This is a genomic window from Clostridium sp. (genome assembly GCF_016650095.1).
GTDB lineage: Bacteria > Bacillota > Clostridia > Clostridiales > Clostridiaceae > Clostridium_AD.
This window is the reverse complement of record NZ_JAENWL010000228.1, coordinates 1-6,146: the sequence shown is the minus strand read 5'-3', so window position 1 is coordinate 6,146 and position 6,146 is coordinate 1. Positions and strand designations below refer to the sequence as shown.

The 6,146-nt window shown below is 33.1% G+C and carries 4 protein-coding genes and 1 riboswitch; all 4 genes read left to right on the top strand.

What is annotated here, in order from left to right:
• The coding region (locus JJE11_RS12865) for an alanine:cation symporter family protein (RefSeq protein WP_291636235.1) at positions 1 to 417 on the top strand (417 nt) is incomplete at its 5' end.
• Between the two features lie 293 nt (positions 418 to 710).
• Complete coding sequence (locus tag JJE11_RS12860) at positions 711 to 4,505, top strand: phosphoribosylformylglycinamidine synthase (RefSeq protein WP_291636233.1); 3,795 nt, start codon at positions 711 to 713, stop codon at positions 4,503 to 4,505.
• A 163-nt stretch (positions 4,506 to 4,668) separates the two neighbouring features.
• A riboswitch (purine riboswitch) is annotated at positions 4,669 to 4,768 on the top strand.
• 131 nt (positions 4,769 to 4,899) lie between these two features.
• Complete coding sequence (purE, locus tag JJE11_RS12855; protein ID WP_291636231.1) at positions 4,900 to 5,379, top strand: 5-(carboxyamino)imidazole ribonucleotide mutase; 480 nt, start codon at positions 4,900 to 4,902, stop codon at positions 5,377 to 5,379.
• 54 nt (positions 5,380 to 5,433) lie between these two features.
• Positions 5,434 to 6,141 (top strand): phosphoribosylaminoimidazolesuccinocarboxamide synthase, encoded by a 708-nt coding sequence (gene purC, locus JJE11_RS12850; RefSeq protein WP_291636229.1) that lies wholly within the window; start codon positions 5,434 to 5,436, stop codon positions 6,139 to 6,141.
• The last annotated feature ends 5 nt before the right edge of the window (positions 6,142 to 6,146 follow it).

The following is a 6,146-nucleotide window of genomic DNA, read 5'->3' as shown; positions in this document are numbered from 1 at the left end:
TTTGTAGTATTAACACTAACTGCACTTGTTATATTAACTACAGGATCATTAGATGGAAAAACTACTGGTATAGCTCTAACTCAAAAGGCTTTTGAAAATGGAATGGGAAGTGTTGGAGGCCCATTTATAGCGATAGCGTTATTCTTCTTTGCTTTTTCTACTATAGTGGCTTGGTATTTCTTTGGAGAAACCAATTTCAAATACTTATTTGGTAGAAAAGCATTAAATATATATAGAGCTTTAGTTCTTGGGTTCATAATTTTAGGTGCGGCACTAAAGGTTGATTTAGTATGGGAGCTCGCAGATACATTTTATGGATTAATGATTATCCCCAACTTAATCGCATTGCTGGGACTTGGATCTTTAGTTAAAAAGAGTTTGAAAACTTACGAAGATGATTTTGAAAATAAAAAATAATTTAATAAAATATTTTCAGAACAAAACAGGGTGGCATATTTTATGTCATCCTGTTTTTTTTTGATTGGTATTAAAACTACGAGAGTATGGAATTATATTAAAATGAGAAATTTTACGATCTTTGTGCGCATTAAATTTGTGCTTAAATCATATGATAGAAAATTTAATAACCACTTTATTCTAAAATATGCTTTTATAATGGGACATTATATACTATAATCTAATTATAACGAATTATAAAAGAAATTTAATGTTTAATATTCGTATAAATTTTACTTTTGGAGGTATTAATCATGGAAAATAAGATATATAGGTTATATGTAGAGAAAAAAGCGAACTATGATGTTGAAGGTGAAAAAATATTAAGAGATATAAAAATAAATTTAGGGATAAAAGGCCTTGATGGACTTAGATTAGTTAATAGATATGATATTATGGGGATATCAGAAAAGCAGTACCAAATGTCAAGGAATACAATATTTTCAGAGCCTACAGTTGATGAAGTTTACGATGAAGTGTTAGATATTAAAGACGACGATATAATATTTGCTATTGAATTTTTGCCAGGTCAATATGATCAGAGAGCGGATTCAGCTGCTCAATGTATACAAATCCTAACTCAAAAGGATAAACATATAGTTAAAACTGCAAAAGTTATTATATTAAATGGGAATATTACTAAAAGTGAATTAGACAAGATTAAAGAATATTGTATAAATGCTGTAGACTCTAGAGAAGCAGAACTCGCGAAGCCAAAGGATTTACAGCAAAATTTTAATGAGCCAGAAGAGGTAAGCACAGTAGAATCTTTTACTAATATGAATGAGGTTGAGCTCTTAGAGTTCTTAAAGACTAACGGTTTTGCTATGAGCTTTGAGGATCTAAAATTTTGTAGAGAGTATTTTAAAGATACTGAAAAGAGAGACCCATCAATAACTGAGATAAAAGTTATTGATACATATTGGTCGGATCATTGTAGACATACAACTTTTAATACTGTGATTGAAGATGTTTCCATAGAAGATGGTAAATATTCTAAACCAATTAAGATGGCATACGAGGAATATTTAAATACTAGAGAGTTTGTTTATGGTAAAACAAATAGGGATGTAACACTTATGGATATGGCGGTTATTGCAATGAAAGATCTAAGGAAAAAAGGGAAACTTACTGATCTTGATGTTTCAGACGAGATCAATGCCTGTAGTATAGTCATCGATGCAGACATTGATGGAGAAAAGGAAAAGTGGCTCGTGATGTTTAAAAACGAAACCCATAATCATCCTACTGAAATAGAACCTTTTGGTGGTGCAGCTACTTGCCTTGGTGGAGCTATAAGAGATCCATTATCAGGTAGAAGTTATGTGTACCAGGCAATGCGTGTTACCGGCTCTGGTGATCCAAGAAGAAAAATATCAGATACAATAAAAGGTAAACTCCCTCAAAGGAAAATAACTCTTGAAGCTGCTCATGGGTATAGTTCATATGGAAATCAAATAGGACTTGCTACAGGCCTTGTGTCAGAGGTTTATGATGAAGGATTTGTTGCGAAAAGAATGGAAGTAGGGGCAGTTATTGGAGCAGTACCTTACAAGAACGTAGTTCGCGAGAAACCACTTGCATCAGATGTAGTTATACTTCTTGGTGGAAAAACAGGACGCGATGGATGTGGTGGAGCTACAGGATCTTCTAAAGGACATAGTGAGAGTTCAATACTAACTTCTGGAGCAGAAGTTCAAAAGGGTAATGCACCAACAGAAAGAAAAATTCAAAGACTATTTAGAAATCCTAAAGTTACGACAATGATAAAAAGATGTAATGATTTTGGTGCAGGTGGAGTTTCAGTAGCTATAGGGGAACTCGCAGATGCACTTATAATAAATTTAGATGCTGTGCCTAAGAAATACGATGGTCTTGATGGTACGGAGCTCGCTATATCAGAATCCCAAGAGCGTATGGCAGTTGTTGTAAGGCGTGCAGATGTTGATGTATTTATAAAGCTAGCAGAAGATGAGAATTTAGAGGCTGTAGAGGTTGCACAAATAACTGATGATAACAGACTTAAAATGGTGTGGAAGGGGAAAACTATTGTTGATATAAGCAGAAGTTTCCTTGATACCAATGGAGTTAAGCAACATACAGATGTATGTGTAGTAGCACCAAAAGAGAACGAATACTATTTTTCAAAAGGTGCAATTGCAAGTGAGGGGAAATCAAAATCAATAAAAGCCTTATGGAATGATACGCTTTCAGACTTAAATGTTTGTAGTAAAAAGGGGTTAGCAGGCAGATTTGATAGCACTATAGGTGCAGGAACAGTACTTTTGCCTTTTGGTGGAAAGTTTCAGAAAACACCAATTCAATCTATGGTAGCAAAACTACCTGTACTTAAAGGTTATACAAATACCGGTACGATAATGTCCTATGGATATAATCCTAAATTGTCAAAATGGAGTCCCTTCCATGGCGCAGCTTACGCGGTAATAGATTCGGTAACAAAGGTAGTAGCAAGTGGCGCTGATTATGAAAATATTAAACTTACATTCCAAGAATACTTTGAAAGATTGTCAAAAGAGCCTAATAAGTGGGGTAAACCATTTTCAGCACTCCTCGGAGCGCTACATGTTCAAAAGGAATTTGGTATAGCGGCTATTGGTGGAAAAGACAGTATGTCAGGTACCTTTAATGATATGAATGTACCACCAACGTTGGTATCCTTTGCGGTAGACGTTATAAACACAGATGTGGTCATATCTCCAGAGTTTAAAAACGTAGATAGCCAGGTAGTATTAATTTATGCAAACATCGGGGAAGATGGATTACCTGATTTTGAGAAGCTTCGCGGAAACTATAAATTAGTAAAGACATTAATAGAGAGTGGCAAAGTTTTATCAACTTATGCAGTAGGAATGGGTGGCCTTACAGAGGCTATATCAAAAATGTGCTTTGGTAATAATATAGGATTTAGCTTTAATGATGATATTCAGGCACAAAGTATATTCAAAGAGGATTATGGAAGTATAGTAATGGAAATAGATAAGGATCTTGTGCAAGATTTAATTAAAGACAATACAAATATTAGGATACTTGGACATACACAAGTAGAACCAATTATCAAAGTCTTAGGGGAAACTATTAGTTTAGAAGAGGCACTAAGTAATTGGGAAGGAACGCTAGAAAGTGTATTTAGCACAAAAGTTAATAATTCTAAATTGAGTAGTAGAAATGATAAAACCTACGTAAGTATTGAGAACTCAAAATCAAAAGTAACTCCTATAATTAAAATAGCAAAGCCTAAAGTTATAATTCCTGTGTTCCCAGGTACTAATTGTGAATATGATTCAATGAGAGCCTTTGAGAAAGCTGGAGCTGAAGTGGAAATTATGGTATTAAATAATTTATCATCAAGCCATATTGAAGAATCTATAAAAGTTATAGCAGAGAAGATAAGAAATTCTCAAATTGTTATGCTTCCAGGTGGGTTTAGTGCTGGTGATGAACCAGATGGATCTGGTAAATTTATAGCTACATTTTTCAGAAATCCAATAATAAGCGAAAGTATTAGCGAGCTGTTAGAAAACAGGGATGGATTGATTCTCGGAATATGCAATGGGTTCCAAGCATTAATTAAGCTAGGGTTACTTCCAGATGGAAAAATAACTGATATTACTAAGGAAAGCCCAACCTTAACATATAATGAAATAGGGAGACATGTATCTTGTATGGTGCAAACTAAAGTGGTTTCTACCCTATCTCCTTGGCTAAGTAATATAAAGGTTGGAGATGTTCACTCCATCCCAGTATCGCACGGAGAAGGTAGATTTGTAGCAAATGATGAAGTAATTAAAAAATTATTCACAAATGGTCAAGTTGCCACTCAATATGTAGACTTTGACGGTATTCCAAGTTATGATATAAACTTTAATCCCAATGGCTCAATGTATGCTATTGAAGGAATTACTAGTTTGGATGGAAGAGTTTTCGGTAAAATGGGTCACTCAGAAAGAGTGGGCTTAAACATTGGAAAGAATATCATTGGTGAAAAAGATCAGAAAATATTTGCAGCAGGAGTAAATTATTTTAAATAAATGGTTAAATATAAGATTATAAACTATTTCTAAAGAAAAACACGAACGATATAATTATAAAAAGTAAATTAGTACTCATATACTTATATAAACACGAACGATATTATCTTTAATATTGTCAATGTATTGACGTAGTGAAAATTTGATGTTAAGATAAAAATATAAAATAATAAAATAATTCATCAATATATTTCTAAGAATATGGCTTAGAAGTTTCTACGAGAGGCCGTTAACTTCTCACTATTGGTGAATCTTGAATTGACTAGTTGAAATGGGGTGAATATTTTACCCCTTAATTCAGGATTACACCATTAGAATAGTTTTTTTATGGTGTAATCTTTTTTTGTTGAAAATTAAAAATTTGGATACTCTAATTCAATGCGGAGGTAATAAAATGAAGGTAGGAATTATTTTTGGTAGTAAATCGGATAAAGAAATAATGAAAAATGCAGCAATAGCACTTAAGGAATTTGATGTTGATTATGAAGTGCATATTCTCTCAGCTCACAGAGTACCAGAAAGACTAACCCAGGTAATAAAGGAAATGGAAAATGGTGGGGTGGAATGCATTATAGCAGGCGCAGGCCTTGCTGCACATCTTCCAGGTGTAATTGCTTCTCAAACAGTGCTACCGGTGATTGGAGTGCCAATTAAGGCTGCTCTCGGAGGTATTGACTCGCTACTTTCAATCGTTCAAATGCCAAAAGCCATTCCTGTAGCTACGGTGGGCATTAATAATAGCTATAATGCTGGAATGCTTTCAGTTCAAATTTTGGCTCTTAAGGATTTAGAACTTAAAAATAAACTAATTAAATATAGAAAAGAAATGAAAGAAAAATTTATATCAGAAAACGAAGAACATATTGAATTTTAGTATGAAATTTAAGATATAAGGTTTGCAAATTAAAATATTAAGGAGTGATTATTGATGGAAAATTCAGTATTATTATATGAGGGAAAGGCTAAAATAATGTATAGCACAGATAATAAAGATGAGATCAGAGTATATTATAAAGATGATGCAACAGCATTTAATGGAGTTAAAAAGGCTCAGATTGAGAATAAAGGAATTTTAAATAATAGTATAACTACAATGTTATTTGAGTTATTAGAGAAAAGAGGTATAAAAACTCATTTCATTAAGAAACTAAGTGATAGAGAACAGCTTTGCAAAAAGGTTGAAATAGTGCCTCTAGAAGTAATTACAAGAAATGTGGCAGCTGGTAGCATGGCAAAACGCTATGGAATAGCAGAAGGAACTAAGCTAAAAACAACAGTGTTTGAATTAAGTTATAAAAATGATGAATTAGGTGATCCACTTATAAACGATTCTCATTCTGTAGCTATGGGGCTTGCAACGCAAGAAGAATTATCACAAATATATAAAATGGCTTCAGAAATAAATGATATTCTAAAGGAACTTTTCTTAAAACAAGATATTAATTTAATAGATTTCAAATTAGAGTTTGGTAGATATAAAGGAGAAATAATTTTAGCAGATGAGATATCACCAGATACTTGCAGATTTTGGGATGTTAAAACTGGAGAAAAATTGGATAAAGATAGATTCAGAAGAGATTTAGGCAATGTTACAGAAGCATACGTGGAAATATTAAGTAGAATTAAGAAGAGTTAATGCGA

What these genes read in the sequence shown, in the direction of transcription:
- JJE11_RS12860 (WP_291636233.1), top strand. Translation starts at nt 711, where the DNA reads ATGGAAAATAAGATATATAGGTTATATGTAGAGAAAAAAGCGAACTAT.
- purE (WP_291636231.1), top strand. Translation starts at nt 4,900, where the DNA reads ATGAAGGTAGGAATTATTTTTGGTAGTAAATCGGATAAAGAAATAATG.
- purC (WP_291636229.1), top strand. Translation starts at nt 5,434, where the DNA reads ATGGAAAATTCAGTATTATTATATGAGGGAAAGGCTAAAATAATGTAT.